The sequence below is a fragment of the Thalassotalea castellviae genome (assembly GCF_031846185.1).
Lineage (GTDB): Bacteria > Pseudomonadota > Gammaproteobacteria > Enterobacterales > Alteromonadaceae > Thalassotalea_H > Thalassotalea_H castellviae.
Genome location: NZ_JAVRIF010000010.1, coordinates 136,147 through 153,612 on the forward strand (window position 1 = coordinate 136,147; position 17,466 = coordinate 153,612).

A 17,466-nucleotide genomic window follows, 5' to 3' on the forward strand; every position below is an offset into this window, starting at 1 on the left:
CGTTAATTTTCTGGCAAAACTAACGCTAACTTCACATGGGCAACACAGCCTTTTACTGGATGGTTGGCTAATTTCAAGCTGCCTTTTAAACGGTTGATTGTCGTATTAGATAATAATACTGCCATGCCAAAACCATGACTACTTTCTACCAACTTTTCACCTAATAAATCTTTTTGATCATTATTGAGGTTTGCTTCAATTCCAGCTCCAAAATCTCTGATCTCTATATTCAACGTGTTTTCACTGGTATAAATCGTTACGGTTATTTTGCTTTCATTGTGTTCTTTATTCGCACGAATAGCATTTTGAATTAAATTCAATAAAGCAGCGATCAACATATCATCAGATTGGACAGATGCATTTATCTCTTCAGTTTGAATAATATCAACCATTTGCTCAGGAAAATGTAAGTGTAAACTATCATTTAATTGACGAAGTAATTCAACAACACTAATTATTTCGGTACTCTCTTCGCGAATCGAGGCGGCAAGGCTTCGAAAATACCCTAATTGCTCACGGCACTGCTCCAAAGGATGATGCATCGATTGTACAGCAAGATGTTCTGGGTGATCTTCTAATAACTCATCATACAATAACTGAATATTGGCCAATGGCGTTGCTAATTGGTGAGTGACTTGAGCTGATGCAACACCTAACGAAAGTAATTGCTCACTTTTTAGTTGTTCTTCCCTTTGTTTAGCGATGGCTTGCTCTCTATTAGTAATAATTCGAGCCATAGTTCCCACGACAATAGTCACAACGACAACAGATAATAAAAAGTTAGCCCACATCGCAAAAAAATGATTACTCATGTCCATTTGATGCATGGCGTGCTCAGGCATTCTGAATAATAAAAGACTGTATGAGCTGATGGCAGAAAGTGAAATGATAGACAAATAACGAGAAGGCAAACTGACCGCAGCGATAATAATTGGCAATAATAATAATGAGACAAATGCATTAGTTGCCCCACCGCTCAAGGAAAGTAAAATACTAAGAAAAAAGATATCCGCCAATAATTGACAAACAATTGCCCAATTACCCGCCGGCCGATTTCTAAAAACATAGATACTAATTAAATGAAAAAGGCTTTCAATACCAATAACACCCAATAATGATATCAGTGATATTTGCAATGACATCACATAATAAACAATCAGCACGGTTGTTACTTGAATAATAATCGCTAAGCTGCGCAGTAAAAATAGCCGTTGAATAACCGCCATCGATTTGAAGTTAAATAAGTTCATAAGGATTAGAATCATAAATATTGCTAAATATCATACCGATATCTGAATATCTTGCTACAGGTTCTTTGTCAGAGTTTACAAGGCACTTTTGAAATTTAAATAGATTGACGTGACCAGTGATATCAACTTATATAGAACTATCATTAAAAACATTTTATTTGTATTAGCCAAAAGGTATCAAAATGAGTAATAAAATTTCAGGTAGCTGTTTATGCGGTAAAGTTAAAAGTACAGTTGAAGGCCCTTTTCAAAAATTCTATCAATGCTATTGTGATCGCTGCCAAAAGAAAACAGGCTCGGCCTTTGCGTCACTAATCTTTACTGCACCTGATAAAATTGAATGGCATCAAGGTCAAGCCTTGATCAAACGATTCGATCTCCCCAATGCCATTCGGTTTAGTAACAGTTTTTGTACCGAATGTGGCTCACAAGTACCTTATTTAAGTCGAGACGGTAGTATGTTGGTGATCCCTGCGGGCTATTTAGAAGGTGATCCTAAAATCACCCCTCAAGCAAATATCTTTTGTGAAGAAAAACCCGTTTGGTTTGAATCGGGCCAAGCGGCGGCACAATTTGATCAATATCCGACCTAAGGCTTTAGCAACGAATCAACCGTTTAACTTTCAACGATTAGCCATAACTTTAAATGACACTTTGCGGTTATGGCAATCTTGCTCATCAGCCTTAAGCTTGATTGAGTTTTGATGAGGCACCCTAGCTAACTGGTACGCACCAAATTAGTGCAACAATAAATAAATCGTGCAAACGTTATTAAAACAACAAGCATCACACTTCCAACCATAAATATATTTTATATCAATGAATACAACAAGATAAAGCTTAAATCTAGCTAATGGTCAAAATGGCACAATAGTTGAAATCATCTAACTAAATCATACTTGTTGATGTGAGAATTATGCTAAAGACTTTTATAAAGCAACACCGTTTACCCGTAGAATTTGAACAAACGGTTGAAGAATATTACCAACCACTCGCGGATCGTGTTTTTAAGCAATTTAAAGCAAATGAAGGGGCTTTTTTTGTTGGTATTAATGGCTGCCAAGGTAGTGGCAAATCAACGTTTACCGATTACATTGCAGAATACTTAACAAGCACCTATCAACTAAATGTTATTGTGATGTCGTTAGATGACTTTTATTTAACTCGTCAAGAGCGCAAAGACCTTGCAGACAAAGTTCATCCTTTATTAGAAACACGCGGCGTACCCGCAACTCATGATATTACGGCATTAAAGCAAGTATTAAGTCACTTAAGTGAGAAAAAAACGGGCTTTAAAATTCCTCGATTTAACAAAGCAACAGACGAACCTTATCCAGAAGAAAATTGGCAACGTGTCGACAAACCGGTTGATATTATTTTGCTAGAAGGTTGGTGTTGGGGCGTAGAACCTCAAACCGATGAACAATTAAAATCGCCAATCAATGAACTTGAATTACAACATGATACTCATGGCATTTGGCGAACTTATGTCAATCAACAACTCAAAACCACCTATGAACCTTTGTATGAAAAAATGGATTTTTGGGTATCTTTACAAGCACCTTCATTTGACTGCGTATACAAATGGCGATTAGAACAAGAAGAAAAACTAAAAGCGAGAAATGAAAATTTAACCGATTCAAAAATCATGTCTCCCGCAGAGATATTAAATTTTACTCAATATTTTCAAAGGCTAAGTGTACAAGCGTGCAATACAATATCTAAATCAGCCGATGCCATTTTTTACCTAGAGAACAACCGACACATTCGTCAATTGAGTCTTAAGGAGTAACAATGCGCACTGAGAAAGTATTGATATTTAGCGATTTAGACGGCACTTTGCTTGACCACTACACGTATCAAGCAAATGATGCCTACGACACTATCTTCAAACTAAAAAAAGCGGATATCCCTATTATTCTAAACACGAGTAAAACGAGAGCTGAATTAGCCAATATACAAGCTGAATTAGCGCTAGATACACCGTTTATTATAGAAAATGGCGCGGCTGTTTTTATCCCTAAAACAACTTTTTCGACACAACCTGCTGACACCTCAAGCGTTGACAATTACTGGGTTAAGTCTTTTGCTTCATCAAGAAAGTATTGGTTAGAGTTACTTGACACCGTTTGTGGGGATTTTAAACACTTATATCAAGGCTTTTCAACGTTAACAGTTGAGCAATTAACAAAGTTAACAGGGCTTTCAGCAGACAAAGCCGCGCAAGCAAAACAACGTCAATATGGCGAACCCATTCATTGGTTAGGAGACGAAAAAAGTAAACAACTATTTATTGAACAGTTAGTCGATTATGGCGCCAACGTCGTTCAAGGTGGCCGATTTTTACATTTAAGTGGCTATTGCGATAAGGGACAAGCACTGATTTGGTTAACCGAACAATATCGTGAACATTATAATCAAGAAAATATTTATACCATTGCCTTAGGAGATGGTGAAAATGATATTGCGATGTTAGAGGCAGCAGAAGTCGCGGTTCAAATTCGATCTCCGGTACATGATTTTCCAACCTTGTATCGACAAAATAGGCACACCATTCAAACAGAGTTGTGTGGGCCATCAGGCTGGGCCGAAGCAATACAAGCACTGTTATTTTCATCTTCAAATTCTCAACTTCCCAAAAAGGGGTAAACCATGGCTGATTTCTATCAAAACGGTACGGTAACCACATTACATAACTTAGCACAACGCGAACCGGCAGACATGGCCGAGGAATTATTAACCTTTTCCAAAACGCGTTCTTTAGGGCTAATTTTACCTTCGTTATTTTCTGAATTAGAAGGTAAAGCCTTACCGGACATTATTAATAAAATAAAAGAAGTCAAATACTTATCTGAAATCGTAATAGGTTTAGACCGAGCAGATCTTGCTCAATACAAACACGCATTATCCTTTTTTGGTCAATTACCACAACATCATCGTGTTTTATGGAATGATGGCCCTAGACTACAAGCGATTGATAAAAAATTACAAGCCTTGGGCTTAGCACCTAAAGAGTTAGGAAAAGGCAGAAACGTCTGGTACTGCATGGGGTATATTTTAGCTTCGGGCAAAGCAGAATCTATCGCCTTACATGATTGTGATATTTTAACGTATGAACGAGAGTTGCTTGATAGATTGTTATATCCTGTTGCTAACCCTATGTTTAATTATGAGTTTTCAAAAGGGTTTTATGCCCGTGTCGCCGGCGGAAAAATTAATGGCCGTGTTTCACGATTACTAGTGACTCCGTTAATTAAAGCACTTAAGAAAACGGTTGGCCATTGTGACTACCTTGAATACATGGACAGCTTTTTATACCCACTAGCAGGCGAATTTTCATTTAGACGTGATGTATTAAGCGATATTCGTATCCCTAGTGATTGGGGATTAGAGATCGGTGTATTATCTGAGATGTATCGTAATTACTCGCCAAACAGGTTATGCCAAGTAGACATAGCTTCAACGTACGATCATAAACATCAAGATCTATCGTTAGATAATACCGCAGGTGGTTTATCAAAAATGTCGATTGATATCAGTAAAGCATTCATTCGTAAACTTGCCACACAAGGCGAAACATTTACCCCGGAAAAATTTAGAACATTAAAAGCGACCTACTTCCGTATTGCCTTAGATTATGTAGAAACCTATCGTAACGATGCCATGATGAATGGGCTGAATCTCGACATTCATACCGAAGAAAAAGCGGTAGAAATGTTTGCTGAAAATATACTTACAGCAGGAAACACTTTCCTAGAACAGCCAATGGAAACACCTTTTATTCCATCATGGAACCGCGTAGTAAGTGCAATACCGGATATCTTATCGCAACTTAAAGAAGCGGTTGAGTTAGACAATCAAGAATTTGGCCAAACAACTCTTTAACCATGAAAAATGTATGAAGTAAAAGGAAAATATTGATGATGCAAGAGCCGGTTAATTCTCTTGAACAAAAATTAAGTCAGCAGCTTAGTTTTATTTATAAAGATATAACACTAGAGCAATCGTTTGATGATATTGCACGTTCATTAATCGCCATAATGCGGTTAAAAAGTGATTTTACGATTGCTGAACCCTTTACTAATCACTGGTCAGAAAAAGACGTCATTTTAATTACTTACGGTGATAGTGTTATTGAAAAAGACACGGCACCGTTAAAAACATTGAAAACGTTTTTAGATGACACTATTAGTAAAACGATAAACAGCGTGCACATTTTGCCTTTTTTTCCTTATAGTTCTGATGATGGTTTTGCGGTTATCGATTATTCTTCAGTCAACGAATCACTTGGCTCATGGCAAGATATTCAAGCCATTAGTAAAGACTATCATTTGATGTCTGATTTAGTGATCAATCACTGTTCTAGTCGCAGCGTGTGGTTTGATAACTTTATAAAAGGTGAAGGGATTGGCCACGATTTTTTCTTTACCGCCTTGCCCGATGAAGATTTATCTGCGGTAGTTCGTCCTCGCACCTCGCCATTACTGAAAGAAGTTGAAACTGGCAAAGGAAAGAAATTTGTTTGGTGTACTTTTAGTCACGATCAAGTCGATTTTGATTTTCGTAACCCTGAGGTTTTAATCGCTTTTACCACGATTATCCGACAATACTTAGATATGGGTGTGAAAATATTCCGTTTTGATGCCATTGCTTTCTTATGGAAAATAAGTGGCACGCCGAGCATTAATTTGCCACAAACCCATGAAATAGTTCGATTATTACGCAGTTTAATAGAATCTGCTGAACCGAATGCCATTATTATTACCGAAACCAATATTCCTAACACTCAAAATTTAACTTATTTTGGTAATGCCAACGAAGCACACGGCATTTATAACTTTTCACTGCCACCGTTATTATTAAACACTCTACTCACAGGGAGTTGTTTATATTTAAAACGTTGGTTAATGAGCATGCCGCCCTCACAAGACGGTACTATGTATTTTAACTTTATTGCTTCTCACGATGGCATAGGTTTAAGGCCCGCAGAAGGTTTACTGAGCGAAGAAGAGTTAGGCACACTGGTTCAAACTATCGAAGGTTTCGGCGGAAAAATATCGTGGCGAACGTCTGATAATGGCGAGCAAAAAGCCTACGAAATGAATATTTCACTTTATGATGCTATGCAAGGAACAACAGCCGGTAAAGATCAGTGGAATTTTGAACGTTTTGTTTGTGCACACGCCATTATGTTCGCACTTGAAGGCATTCCCGGTGTTTATATTCATAGTATGCTAGGCACGCAAAACGATTATAAAAAACTTGAGCATACCCACCATAATCGCTCGATCAATCGTCGCAGGTGGGATAAAGAGTTACTAAGCCAAGCACTGGAAGATAATAACTTACATCACAAAAAAGTATTGTCATCACTCAGTTCATTATTAGAGATCAGAATTAATCAACCTGCTTTTCACCCCAACGCTACGCAGTTTACTTTACATTTGGGTTTACAATTATTTGGTTTTTGGCGACAAAGTCAAAACAGAAAACAAAGTATATTTTGCATCAGCAACATATCAAATAAGCCTTTAGCATTACCGCTCAGCGAACTTAATTTAGTGATCACAGAATCTTGGACAGAGTTAATTAGTGGAGCTGAAATTACAGACTTAACCGAAGAGCTACTTCTTGAGCCTTATCAAACGGTATGGATTTCAAATAAGTAGAGCTAACATTGATTTTCATCTTACGATGAATTCTTAATAGCCCTGTTAAGTCATTAAACTATCGGCTCACTGTTTTATTGATGCTAATAGCTTATCACCCTTTGGATATTACTGAGAATTCTCAGTAATATCTAAGCCCACACATAGCTCGTATTTATTTTCACGTTTAATAAATTGAATTTTATTACTTTTCTGGTAATTTAAGTGTAAGTAAGTAGACGGATATGACTGAGACGTCGACATAATAAGCTGTTTTATTTATAGTTGTTTTAGCCTGTTTTAATAAATCACAATAACGCATAAACCCCTTATTTTAATTGACTTTATTGCCTTTTCTTGTTTTAAATAGCTCACCTGTTTTTTATATAGCATGACTACACTATGTCTACATGTAAAATAACCAAGTCTTTTGTAGACAAACTTGTACTTCCTGAAAAAGGACAAGTTTTCTATAGAGATTCTGAGCTAAAAGGCTTTGCCGTACGTGTCACTCAAGGTGGTAGTAAAGCCTTTGTTTTAGAGAAGCGAATCAATCGTAAACTCAAGCGAATAACGCTTGGACGTTACCCTGAAATCACCGTTGAAATGGCGCGTAAAGAGGCGTTGAAATATTTAGGTGAGATTGCCACAGGTATTGACCCTATCGCCAAAAGGCAACAAGCCACGGCTGAGCAAATGACACTTTGGCAAGTGTGGCAAGATTATCGAAAAATTAAATCCTACTTAAAAGATAAAACCTACGTTCAATATGAAATGTATTTGAACGGGGAATTAAAGGATTGGAAGAATAAGCGCCTTGTCGATATCACTAAAGATATGATCTCGACTCGTCACGGTAAGCTCCTTAAAAGTCATAGCCCTTCTTATGCTAATACCGCAATGAGAATAATAAGCGCTATCTATCGATTTGCGAAAGACCAATATGAAGATAACAGCGGATTAAGCTTATTCCCTCATAACCCTGTTGAGCGTTTAGGACAAATAAAGGCATGGGCAAAAGAGCCAAGACGTCAAACCGTTATTAAACCTAAACAATTTGAACCTTGGTATGAAGCGCTTCAAGAAATGAAATTTAATACAGGTGCAGAGTCACACCATGTTGCAGCAGACTATATATTGTTTTTATTGCTTACTGGACTTAGAAAAAATGAAGCAGCTACCTTAACATGGGAGAATGTCGACTTAGATGAAGGTACTATTTATATTCCCGATACCAAAAACAAAGAGCCGTTAACACTCCCTTTATCGGATGTACTGATTGGCATTCTCAATTATCGCTTACGCTTCAAAATTAATGACTATGTTTTTTCTTCTCGAAAAGCTCAGTATCTTGCTTATCCAGAAAAAGCGATAAAGCACCTTATCGAATCATCAGGTATCAAGTTTACTTTTCATGATTTGCGAAGAACGTTTATTACGGTAGCAGAATCATTAGATATCTCAGCTTATGCCATTAAACGACTAGTAAATCATAAGAATGGTAATGATGTGACCGAAGGTTATATTATTGCTAATCACGACCGTTTACGTGCACCCATGCAACGTATTACTGACTTCTTTAAAGAAAATTGCAAAATAGAAATAGATGATTATGTATCAAGATAAGATAAAGAAAGAGGCTAGTATCGCATTGAGCCATAAAGAGCAATATAAGTGCAAAAATATTTTTGTTAAGTCGGGACTTGCACCATTAGATTTTGTTCCTGATGAAGGCGTTTGTGATGCGACCCATATAGCACGAGATATATTATCAAAGCGCTCAAATGAAGATGTTATCTTGCTTTCTAAAGCAATAGATTCAATGCTCAACATTGGCGAAAATTTGTTGCAAAGCTTATCAATGAAGTTACTTAAAAATTCAAAGACAAGAACGTCGGTAGTGTTAACCCAAGGAAGAGAGTTATATTTGTTATGTGATTATTTTGAATTAGATACATTGGACATTAAAAAAATTCAGTGGAGTGAGCTATTTGGAACACTAACGCTGATGCAATCTGCTGAAATAGTGTATTTGTCGACTAAAACATATAAACAAGATGATTTTTCAAGAAAAGGACAGCAAATATCACAACAGCACTTTATTAAAGAATTAGATGCGATACAGCAGTCGCAAAAACATTGTATTAATGAACTCAAAGAAGAGATTATTGATAGCATTGCGCGTGCAGAATGTTTCTATGATAACAAATCGAAAACTCTGAAAATTGCAAAGTCAGGAGGTAAAGCAAAAGCTAAAATCACTGAACCATTAAAAATTGCTGTCATTAGTCGTTATTCTAAAGGTTATAGTGACCTTAATCCAAAACAAGCAGGTAAGAAGATATTTGAAGAGTTATCCCTAGAAAAAAGTCCTCATTTACTACTTTCATATAACCAAGATAAGCCATTACAGTTCTCTACATGGATTCGAGAATTTGAAAGAGGGAAATATAAACTTCCGCTCAATATTTAAACAAAAAGTTATTGTGCTAAGCAAAAGAATTATTCTGCTTAGTACAGTCATTCATATCTATTAAAACTCTCTATAAATTAATACCTGACTTTAATACGGCGCCTTAAAGCGCCATACAACTAAGCAGGTAAAGATGAGAATCAAACTACTAAACACCAAAGAAACCGCAGAAATTCTATGCGTAAGTGAAGCATTCCTAGAAAGAGATAGGTGGGCAGGTGCTCGTATTCCTTTTATTAAAGTGGGTGCACGAGCTATTCGCTATCGAATGCAAGATATAGAAAACTATATTGAAGAAAACCTTTGTTACTCCACCAGTCAAGGATGCGCATAATGTCTTCAGTCACTCCTAATAATTATTTTCATTTGAGACTATTATATCAAGGGTTAACCACTGATTTGTGTATTGAACCGAGTAATAGCTTTGGTCTGTTGTTCCCCTCTAGACTTGAAGGAGCCATTATAAAGTTAGGCTCAATTACAAACTTAAAAGCTAAAGGATTTATTACTGAAGAAACCATTAAACATACAGGTCTTGAGTATAAACGATATGCCATTAGTGATTTAGGTAAAAAAGTATTTGAGGAGTACAAAAATGACTGCTCAAAATAATGTGCTTGAACTTAAATTCAATAAAATCGCTTCTGTATTTAAAGATTATCCCTTTCTGGCAGAGGAAAGACATGAGTGCGCAGCAGATAGAGCTGATGTAAATTTTATCTTTGAACAATTAAATAAAGTGCCTGATGTTATTAAGCGAATAATCCTTAATAAGGCATTCAAATTAAAAGCTAGGCGCGAGCGTAATTTATATATTTTAAACACCACAAAAATGATTGTGGGTTTATTACCTGAAAAGCTTCGTCATTCGTTAACGGTTGATGACGAAGAGATACGAGTCATTGCACAAGATTGCGCGGATAGATGTCGAAGAATGGCATTACATCATAATGTTAACGGAAATTTCCGTAACGAAGAAAGCGCCTATAACGAAGAATTCCGTAACGTAACGAAGCGCCTTGACCCGTTAACGGATATTTGTGAGTCGAATGCAAGCGAAATACTTCGAATACTGACGGATTATGCCGAAACATTTCGCATTAAGGCGGTTATTACTTCGGGGAAAGGCGTAACGGAATTAGGCACAATAAAGCGCATGTGTGATTTAGGTTGGTGGAATAGACGATTACGAAAAATTTTCAATCAAGCTTATGAACAAGCCGCAATTGAATTAAACCTAGTTCAAAAGTATAAACAAATTTACGCCAGTGATTTAACAGTTAAAAAGAGAAAACAACAAAAGACACGTAACGAGCAAATGCTCAGTTCAATGACAGTTATTAATGATATCGGTCAGCAATATTCACTCAAAGAGCTATCAGACTTAAACGTTTCTAATCCAACGGTGAGAAAAGCGGAGTTAATGGTAAGAATGCGAGGTTTTGAAGAGCTTTCAAAATCACATAATCACCAAGGTGTTTTTATAACGATAACGTGTCCTTCGAAGTACCACGCTGCGTTTGCGAAATCAGGTCAACGTAACCCCAAATATGAAGGTTTTACACCTTATCAAGCGAATCAATACCTTTGTAAAGTTTGGTCACGTATTCGAGCAGAGCTAGATAGGAAAGGTATTAAACCTTATGGGTTTCGTGTTGCTGAGCCACAACATGACGGCACACCTCATTGGCATATGCTGTTATTCGTTGAAAAGCATCATATAGAGCTTTTACAAAGCATCATTCGTCATTACGCACTCGAAGAAGATGGTGATGAAAAAGGTGCTCAAGAGAACCGTTGTGACTTTAAGTTAATAGACCCGAAAAAAGGTAGTGCTACAGGTTATATCGCAAAGTATGTATCAAAGAACATAGACGGTGAAGGATTAGATAAAGGTGTTTACGGTGAAGACCCTATAACAGCAGCACAACGAGTAGATGCTTGGTCTTCATGTTGGTGTATTCGTCAGTTTCAACAAATTGGTGGGGCAAGTGTATCTGTCTGGCGTGAGTTAAGACGTTTAAAGCAAAAGTTAGCGTTAAATTCTGTGGTAGAAAAAGCAAGAGTAGCAGCTGATGAAAGTAAATGGGATGACTTTATTAATGCAATGGGTGGAGTGTTTTCAAGACGAAAAGACCAACCGTTAAAGCTCGCTTATGATGCATCATTTAACAGTGAAACTGGCGAATGTAAGCTAGGACATTATGACGGAAATATCATTCAAACTATCAAGGGTATTTACTATCAAGGGCAGATGATATTAACAAGGTTTTTCAGTTGGCGTTTAGAAAGAGCAAACGTAGTTTGTGATAACTTGGAGTTCTGTAAATAACTGTACTAAATATTAAAAATGATCGTTAAAAGTTAAACTGTATTTGTGTTAATTTAGGTTGCGTAGAAATATTTTTTTAAAACTCAATTAAAAACCATGGATAGTTGTAATGCCGATTAGACCTCAACAGCATCAATTAGAAGATCTTTCTAGAGATGCATTTAGTTCGTTGCTACCGAGAGAATGGGTTGTGCGAGATAAAAATAAAGATTATGGAATTGATGTAGAGGTTGAAATTTTTGACCATAGAGGATATTCAACAGGCTTGGTATTTTGGGTTCAACTTAAAGCAACTGAAAGTACCAAAGAGAGTGATAGAAAAAAAGTTTCTTTAGAAATTGAAACAGTTGATTATTATAAAAGTTTGGATTTACCTGTTTTGATTGCAAGATACTCACTTGAAGGGAACTCTTTTTATGTGAAATGGGCACATGAAGTTGATTTTTATCCTAGAAAAAAAGGGCAAAAGACTAAGACCATTAATTGTAGTGATGAATTATCAAAAGAAAATGCATTACAATTAAAGGGGTATTTAGAAAAAATAAAAAACATTAAGCAAAGAAAATTTAACTTCCCTATATCTATATCATTTGAAATTCAATCTGAGATGGTAAATAAGATTGATAAGTGGTCTTTAGAAAGCCAACTAAAAAAAGAGCTTAAGAAATATTCCTCACTTTTTGTATACGAAAAAAGCAAATCAAAATCTTTAATTCAAATTATTATTTCTTCAAAAGATCTATTTGTGAGTTTTTCTGGTTTAACTGGTTGTGTAATTCATAAGCTAGATAAAATAGAAAATGATTTTGTTTATGAGTTAATCAATTCTGCTTCATTAGGTATTTCTATTGCTCTAACAAGGGTAGGTGCATCAGAGTTAGCAGCTAAGATTGTTTTACATTCAGATATCAAAGAATATTTTTTTAGTTATGAAAAATTAATACTGGAATTACTTCCACACATATTATGCACTCAATACTTCGATGAATTAATAGATGCCGTATTAGAAAATATGGAATATCAAGATACAAACTTGATTGAAATAATAACGCACGGAATTGGAATGATGAGAGACAATTCAGGACGTTCACAATTCGACAGTATCGAATCTCTATTAAAGAAAACGTTGGTCAAGTATAAAAACAAAAATTGGGAAAACTTATTAGGTATAGCACATTATAATCTTGCTAATCATTATAGGTCTAGAAGTCGATTTAATGAATCATTACATCACTTTATAAGAGCTAAACGATGTGACCCCTCATATCTTAATCGAGACTATTATCATAGAGAATGCGCAGGGGTTTTATTTGAATTAGGTAAATTTCTCTTATCTTCGAAGTTATATGAAAACGCTATCAAGCTTGGTAATGAAAATAGCGATAAAGCCTTATATGCAGACGCACTCATGCATTCTGGTCTATATAAACAGGCAAATACACACTTAATTGATTATTTAGATAATACAGATTCACCAGATTCGATATGGCAGTTGAAACATGTATTTCTTGATTCTTTAATAGAGAACTCAAATGTAACTGAGCAACGACGACAACCAAAACAAGCGAAGGATATTATAAATTTTGAGTTAAACGGCAAAGAGAGATTAGCAAACCTTGAAGCAGCCTTAGATCTTGATAATTTATATGGCCTTGCATGGTACAATTTAGGTTGGCACTTTTATTGTGACAATAACATTGAAGCATCACAATTATGTTATTTGTCATGTGCAGTACTTCAAACTTGGGATATAGAAGCGTGGGTAAATGCAATATCTTTAGGATTTAATAAAAAAACACCTATTTGTTATTTACCCTTGATGATTCAAGCTGCCTATAGTTACAAAAATGAAGAGTTTTTAGCTGAGTTGTACAAGAAATTTCAAGATTACCCTATAAATGAGCGTAAGGTTTTTTATGAATTAATATCAGAAGTGATTCGTGATATTAATGAACCTGTAGATCAAAAAGAATTTCGGATGATAGATAATAATCAAGTAGTTGATATAATGAAAATTACTAATTAGTTATAGTAAGATAATACTGCATTCTCCAATCTATACTATTAACATTTATAAGGATATATAATTGATTTTTAGCATCATCTCCTCGGCTCTAGGTGGTTTACTTTTCTGCCTTTTCCAGCCGTACAACATTAGATAGTATATAGCTTAGATAAAAGCTCTTGCTCATTTGTTTCAATTTCAATGTTAGTAATGTACTGTTTTTAGTAATTAAGTGATTTTTATAAAGCAATGAGCATTTAAGTTAAGTTGCTACATATGCGCTACAAGTTAGTTGACTTTCGGAGATTAGATGAATATCCAAGATTTAGTACAAAAAATAGAATCAGACAAATATAGCGAAAAACAATTGATCAACTTGTATAACAATGCAAATAATAAAAAAGATTTAAGTGAAGAAGATAAAGAGATTTTAGTTGAGGCTATTGAAAATAACACTAGATTAAGGTTTCCGAGGGCTGCAAAAAGAATCTTTGGAGCCAAAGAATCAGTTGCTAACACTATACTTGAGAAACTTCATCAAACACTATCACAATCACAATCAATTAATTTTACTTCAAATAAATTAAAAAATGGTGTTAAAACAGGAGGTCGTATGATCTCGGGTGAATTTTACATTGATGTTTATATGTCTTTTAAAAACTCAGAAAATCAAGGCGCATATATCTCTTTAACTCAGAAAACAATTGATGATGAATTAATTGTAACTGTTGGGCGCTATAGCACTCACAACCCTGATTCCGGTGTTAAAAATGAGAGTAAAGGTGGTATTGACTCATTTGAGGACTACGCAATAATTTATCAAAATCATTTAGGTGAACTAATCAACTAACAAGAAAATCAAGTGGGACTTTTTACAGTTGGCTTTTCTCACTTCGTTCGTTATTTTAGCCAACTTATAAAAAAACCTTAATTCGTTATATTATATTTCAAGGAAAGTTTGGTGTTAATTTCAGAAGCATTTTCAAAATTCAAAACTAAACAAAAAAACGTAAATTGGTCAGTATCATCATTTAATAATAATGGTGAGTTAGTTGTCAGTCTTTGGGAGCAATATTTTCATAAAACTTCTCTCAACGGAAAAACCTCTATGACATACATAGATAAAGTATCGCGTTGGAGTGGCGCAGGGCAAAAGGAATTTATTTCTAACCTCGACAAAGCAACTAAAACAGAAACTGTTGTTCGAACAATCATTGCAAGAACTAATAACCCTGAAGTTGTCGATAAAGGTGGAGATGCAAGCAAACTTAAAAATACCTTTGCCCCTAAGTTAAACTGGATCGGAAAATTAAAGGTTTGGGATGGTGATAATTTTGAGATTGAGTTTATTCGTGAAATATAACAAGCTAATTAATAAGGACAAAAAGCAGCCAACTGTTTTTTGTCTTTATTAGGGCATTATACGTAAAGGAGAGTTCGGGTGCAGTGGGAAGCAATGATTGAATTTTTAGGTGGTGCTACTGCAATTACCTTTACAATTTCCTTCTTGGGGAAAAAAGCTATTGAGGCTTTTATCAATGGTAGAGTTGAGTCTTATAAAAAGAACCTTGAAAGAATAGCGTCAGAAAATTCAATTAGGTTCCAAAACCTACACTCTGAACGAGCAAATATAATTAAAGAGTTTTATGAAAAACTTTCAAGTTTAGAAGAGGCATTACATTCTACTCTAAAGCCATTTCAACCCTCTTATGAAATCGAATTAACTGAAAAAGTTAAATTACTTTCAATACAATTTAATGAATTGCGTGAATATTACCTTCCTAAACGTATATTTTTCGAAAAGAAATTGTGCACCTTAATCGAATCAGTATTAGATACTGCAAGAGGTGTGTTCTTTGATATTACAACCCATCCAGTCAGTATTGATGATTCAACGTATCAATATGACAGGGAGTTAATGAAAGAACGGCATCAATTTTGGGAGAGTGCGAGAGATATTAATAAAAATGAAATATCAAAACTGAAATCAGAATTGGAAGATGAATTTAGGAAGCTGCTTGGTATTTACGCATAACAAGCCAATTTAGACGGGGCTGATAATAGAGAGTTTAATTTGATGCTAGCTAACGTCTGCTATTTGGCATTTGTTGTAGTAACATTAATTTTGATATAAAAATAGGTAATACGAATATAACTGATAGTCTCTATCTCATGAGACTACATGACGTCTACATGGTTATTGGTAAATACAGCAAATACATTGATATTAATAGGTATTTCAAGTTTTAAATAATAATAAGCTGTTAGGTATTCAAGGAGAAATCGTAGTATGGAGTTTATTAAAAAGTTAATGATGTGGCTTGGTAGTATTTTTATGCTCATCATAGTGTTAATTATTTTTTTGGCTGCAGGTTCATCTGATTTCAAAGAAGAGCAGGAACCATTTATTCAACAGTTTATGGCTGACTTTAGCCAACGTTGGGAAACAGAAGATATATATGCTCGTTTGAGTAATGAATTTATTGAACAAATAAATACTCAAGAAAGTAAAACGATATTGGCCCAATTCAAAACTATGGGAAAGATTCAGAATATTTCTGACTTCGAAATTGGCAATTACAATGCTCATACATCAGGAACAACAGGTGAGTTTTCTTTTAAAGGTTCATTTGAAAACGGTGAAGCGTTAATAAATATGACAATTAAATCATCGGACATCGGTGTTCGAGTAATCTTTTTTAGGCTAACCCCTTCAACACCGTTCATTAATACTGAGCCTGTTAACCAGAATACCTAACAAGAAAATAAAGCGGGACTTTTTACAGTTTGCTCGGTTCCGCTCGCTTCACAATTTTAGCAAACTAATAAAAAGCCCCTTATAGGGGCGTTATACGCCACTATAGTTTGGTGTGAAATTAAGGATGATAATGAAAAAAACTCTTTTAATATTAATATCACTTTCGCTTTTCGCATGTTCTTCAACACCTAAACTTAATGCAAACGCTGAGTTTGAACGACTTTATGTTGCTCTTGGAATGGAAGAAATATTGAGCTCATTTGGTGGTGAAATAAATATCAGTCCCGAAAAACTATTTTCAGACACGCTAAGTGGTTTACCTGAAAACCAAAAAAGAATTTTCATCGAGTCTATGCCTTCAAAAATGATGACTGACCCTATCAATATAAATGCAGCTAAGGTTGTATTTAAAACTAAACTCCTCTCATTATTAACAGCAGAAGAGTTAAAAATTGCAGCAGACTTTTACTCTAGTAAAATGGGTCTAAAGGCGCATCGAGCTATTATTGAGGCTGAGGTAGCTGTTTCAGAGTCTTTGGATGGGTGAAATGGCGTATAACAAGCTAATTAATAAGGACGTTGGCTTTTGCTCCTGCGTCGCTATTTTAGCCAACAATTATTTGCCTCTGAATGAGGCGTTATATACAAAAAGGAACTTTGTGTGAAATCTAAAATTATTTTCTCATTGTTTATTATTTTTATTTTTTTATCAGGTCTTACTGCCGGTTTCTTGGGTGGCATTTTAAATGCAGCATCTCCTGTTATTGGTCAGGTATGGGCTGGAGCTAAAGAAATGCAAGCAGCTATTTCGTTAATAGACAAAAATGAATTAAGTAGAGCAAGAGACTTATTGTGTAACTCTATTCAAACGAGACTTGTTATTATGGACCAACTTCAGCCCGTTAAAAGCGAAACCACATCCAATATTCATAAAGTACTAGAAGGTTACCTTTATGAAGATATTAAAAAAGATAAACCAGAGTTTCGTGCAACTTGTATA

18 protein-coding genes are annotated in these 17,466 nt (G+C 35.2%); 17 read left to right on the plus strand and 1 reads right to left on the minus strand.

Annotated features, from left to right (window positions below; all coding sequences use genetic code 11):
• Window positions 1-2: 2 nt before the first annotated feature.
• Entirely contained in the window at window positions 3-1,265 is a 1,263-nt protein-coding gene (locus tag RM573_RS15615) for a sensor histidine kinase (protein ID WP_311584119.1), read from the minus strand.
• A gap of 167 nt (window positions 1,266-1,432) precedes the next feature.
• Between RM573_RS15615 and RM573_RS15620 the strand changes: the two genes are divergently transcribed.
• The 17 genes from RM573_RS15620 to RM573_RS15700 form a co-directional block, all read left to right on the plus strand.
• Entirely contained in the window at window positions 1,433-1,843 is a 411-nt protein-coding gene (locus RM573_RS15620; RefSeq protein WP_311584121.1) for a GFA family protein, read from the plus strand.
• A 323-nt stretch (window positions 1,844-2,166) separates the two neighbouring features.
• Window positions 2,167-3,042 (plus strand): kinase, encoded by an 876-nt coding sequence (locus tag RM573_RS15625; protein WP_311584123.1) that lies wholly within the window; start codon window positions 2,167-2,169, stop codon window positions 3,040-3,042.
• Window positions 3,043-3,044: 2 nt separating this feature from the next.
• A complete protein-coding gene (locus tag RM573_RS15630; RefSeq protein ID WP_311584125.1) occupies window positions 3,045-3,899 on the plus strand; it encodes an HAD-IIB family hydrolase in 855 nt (284 codons plus the stop codon).
• A gap of 3 nt (window positions 3,900-3,902) precedes the next feature.
• A complete protein-coding gene (locus RM573_RS15635; protein WP_311584127.1) occupies window positions 3,903-5,135 on the plus strand; it encodes a glycosyltransferase family protein in 1,233 nt (410 codons plus the stop codon).
• Window positions 5,136-5,173: 38 nt separating this feature from the next.
• Window positions 5,174-6,919, plus strand: coding sequence for a sugar phosphorylase (locus tag RM573_RS15640; protein WP_311584155.1), 1,746 nt, complete (start codon window positions 5,174-5,176; stop codon window positions 6,917-6,919).
• A gap of 381 nt (window positions 6,920-7,300) precedes the next feature.
• A complete protein-coding gene (locus tag RM573_RS15645; RefSeq protein WP_311584129.1) occupies window positions 7,301-8,524 on the plus strand; it encodes a tyrosine-type recombinase/integrase in 1,224 nt (407 codons plus the stop codon).
• Window positions 8,511-9,371 carry a hypothetical protein gene (locus RM573_RS15650; protein WP_311584131.1) on the plus strand — a complete coding sequence of 287 codons (861 nt, stop codon included), beginning with the start codon at window positions 8,511-8,513 and terminating at the stop codon, window positions 9,369-9,371. The genes RM573_RS15645 and RM573_RS15650 overlap by 14 nt, the downstream gene beginning before the upstream one ends.
• 133 nt (window positions 9,372-9,504) lie before the next feature.
• Window positions 9,505-9,705, plus strand: a complete 201-nt coding sequence (locus RM573_RS15655) for a helix-turn-helix transcriptional regulator (protein ID WP_311584133.1) — start codon at window positions 9,505-9,507, stop codon at window positions 9,703-9,705.
• Entirely contained in the window at window positions 9,705-9,983 is a 279-nt protein-coding gene (locus RM573_RS15660) for a hypothetical protein (RefSeq protein WP_311584135.1), read from the plus strand. Before RM573_RS15655 ends, RM573_RS15660 begins: the two co-directional genes overlap by 1 nt.
• Window positions 9,967-11,703 carry a replication endonuclease gene (locus tag RM573_RS15665; RefSeq protein WP_311584137.1) on the plus strand — a complete coding sequence of 579 codons (1,737 nt, stop codon included), beginning with the start codon at window positions 9,967-9,969 and terminating at the stop codon, window positions 11,701-11,703. The genes RM573_RS15660 and RM573_RS15665 overlap by 17 nt, the downstream gene beginning before the upstream one ends.
• Window positions 11,704-11,812: 109 nt before the next feature.
• Window positions 11,813-13,729, plus strand: a complete 1,917-nt coding sequence (locus RM573_RS15670) for a DUF4365 domain-containing protein (protein ID WP_311584139.1) — start codon at window positions 11,813-11,815, stop codon at window positions 13,727-13,729.
• Window positions 13,730-14,018: 289 nt separating this feature from the next.
• On the plus strand, window positions 14,019-14,558 hold the full coding sequence (locus tag RM573_RS15675; RefSeq protein ID WP_311584141.1) for a hypothetical protein: 540 nt from the start codon (window positions 14,019-14,021) through the stop codon (window positions 14,556-14,558).
• Between the two features lie 111 nt (window positions 14,559-14,669).
• On the plus strand, window positions 14,670-15,071 hold the full coding sequence (locus RM573_RS15680) for a hypothetical protein (protein WP_311584143.1): 402 nt from the start codon (window positions 14,670-14,672) through the stop codon (window positions 15,069-15,071).
• Between the two features lie 78 nt (window positions 15,072-15,149).
• Window positions 15,150-15,743: a hypothetical protein gene (locus RM573_RS15685; RefSeq protein WP_311584144.1), complete on the plus strand. Its 594-nt coding sequence runs from the start codon at window positions 15,150-15,152 to the stop codon at window positions 15,741-15,743.
• Between the two features lie 255 nt (window positions 15,744-15,998).
• Window positions 15,999-16,466, plus strand: a complete 468-nt coding sequence (locus RM573_RS15690; protein WP_311584146.1) for a hypothetical protein — start codon at window positions 15,999-16,001, stop codon at window positions 16,464-16,466.
• 130 nt (window positions 16,467-16,596) lie between these two features.
• On the plus strand, window positions 16,597-17,013 hold the full coding sequence (locus RM573_RS15695; RefSeq protein WP_311584148.1) for a hypothetical protein: 417 nt from the start codon (window positions 16,597-16,599) through the stop codon (window positions 17,011-17,013).
• Window positions 17,014-17,127: 114 nt separating this feature from the next.
• Window positions 17,128-17,466: hypothetical protein (locus RM573_RS15700; protein WP_311584150.1), on the plus strand; the 339-nt coding region annotated here is incomplete at its 3' end.